This window comes from Variovorax sp. P5_A3 (assembly GCF_056400665.1).
The window spans coordinates 1-1,440 of sequence record NZ_JBFUKW010000065.1; the positions used below are offsets into that span (position 1 = coordinate 1).

The window sequence follows — 1,440 nt, forward strand, 5'->3', positions numbered from 1 at the left end:
TTGTCCGCGTTCTGCTTGACGGTGCTGGTGAGTTCCTCCATCGAGGCCGCCGTCTGTTCCAGCGAACTCGCCTGCTCTTCGGTGCGCGACGACAGGTCCTGGTTGCCCGTGGCAATCTGGCTCGACGCGGTCGCGATCGTGTCCGTGCCTGTGCGCACCTCACCCACGATCTTCACCAGGCTGTCGTTCATCTCCTTCAAGGCGATCAACAGCAGTCCGGTCTCGTCCTTCGACTGCGCCTCGATACGGCTGGTCAGGTCGCCGGATGCCACCGACTGCGCAACCTTCACCGCCTTCGACAGCGGAAGCGCCACGATGCGTGCGATCCAGAAGGCGAGTGCAAGGCCGAGCGCCACGCTGCCGAGCAGGATGCCGATGATCCAGAACCTGGCATCCGCGTAGACCCGGTCGGCCAATTCGTCCGCCTTCTTCGCACCGTCCGTGTTCACATCCGCGAGTTGCGACAGCGTCTCGGTCACGCGCTGGTTCGCGTGCGAGGATTCGCCGCGAATCAGGGCGACCGCCGCGTCCTTCTTCTGCGCGCGCGAGAAGGCGAGCACCCTCTCGTGCTCCGCCGTGTACTGGTTCAAGGCCTTGTCGAACTCCGGAAAGAGCCGTTTTTCCTCAGGCTCCGAAATAAGCGCCTCGTACTCGGAGCGGTTTTTCTGCAGATCGGTCCACGCCTCGTCCATCAGCTTTTCATAACGCGCCATGTCCGCCTCGGTGGTGGCGAGGATGTGCTGGAGTTCCTGCGAACGAAAGCGCGACATGGCGCCCTTCATGGCGAGCAGCGCGCGCGTGGCGGGCATCCAGTTCGTGGTGATGTCCGTCGACACCTGGTTGACCTTCCCGAGCTGCACCACCGAGAAGACGCCGACCAACACGGTCAACGCCAGGACCGCAATGAAGGAAATCAGCAGCTTGGCGGCGATCCTGAGGTTGTAGAACGCTTTCATCATTTCTCCCTTGGGTCCTGTGGCCTTGTGTCCTGTGAGCCCGGGCTCAGAATTCGGTCCAGTCGCCCGAGGCCGTGCCGGCACCGGCGACGGCCAGTTGGGGTTCCGTGCGGGCTGTCTTTTCGCGCACAGCCGCGGGCGCCTTGGCGCGGGCCTGCGGTGCCAGCCTGGCGGTTGCGATGGCGACCGGTGCGCTGCGTGCGAGAGCGGGGGCGGTCTGATCGCCTTGACCCAGCTTGAACACGCTCACGACCTGCGAGAGGCTGCCTGCCTGCTCCTGCAGCGATGCGGCGGCTGCGGCGGCTTCCTCGACCAGTGCGGCGTTCTGCTGCGTTACCTGGTCCATCTGCGTGATCGCCTGGTTGATCTGCTCGATGCCCGAGGTCTGCTCCTGGCTCGCCGCGGTGATCTCGCCCATGATGTYGGTCACCCGCTTCACGCTGTCGACGATCTCTTCCATCGTCTTGCCCGCTTCGGCCACCTG

2 protein-coding genes are annotated in these 1,440 nt (G+C 64.5%); both read right to left on the reverse strand.

The window, feature by feature from the left end:
• On the reverse strand, positions 1-956 hold a 956-nt coding region (locus AC1D3B_RS36135), incomplete at its 3' end, for an MCP four helix bundle domain-containing protein (protein WP_478195464.1).
• A 46-nt stretch (positions 957-1,002) separates the two neighbouring features.
• The coding region (locus AC1D3B_RS36140; RefSeq protein ID WP_478195465.1) for a methyl-accepting chemotaxis protein at positions 1,003-1,440 on the reverse strand (438 nt) is incomplete at its 5' end.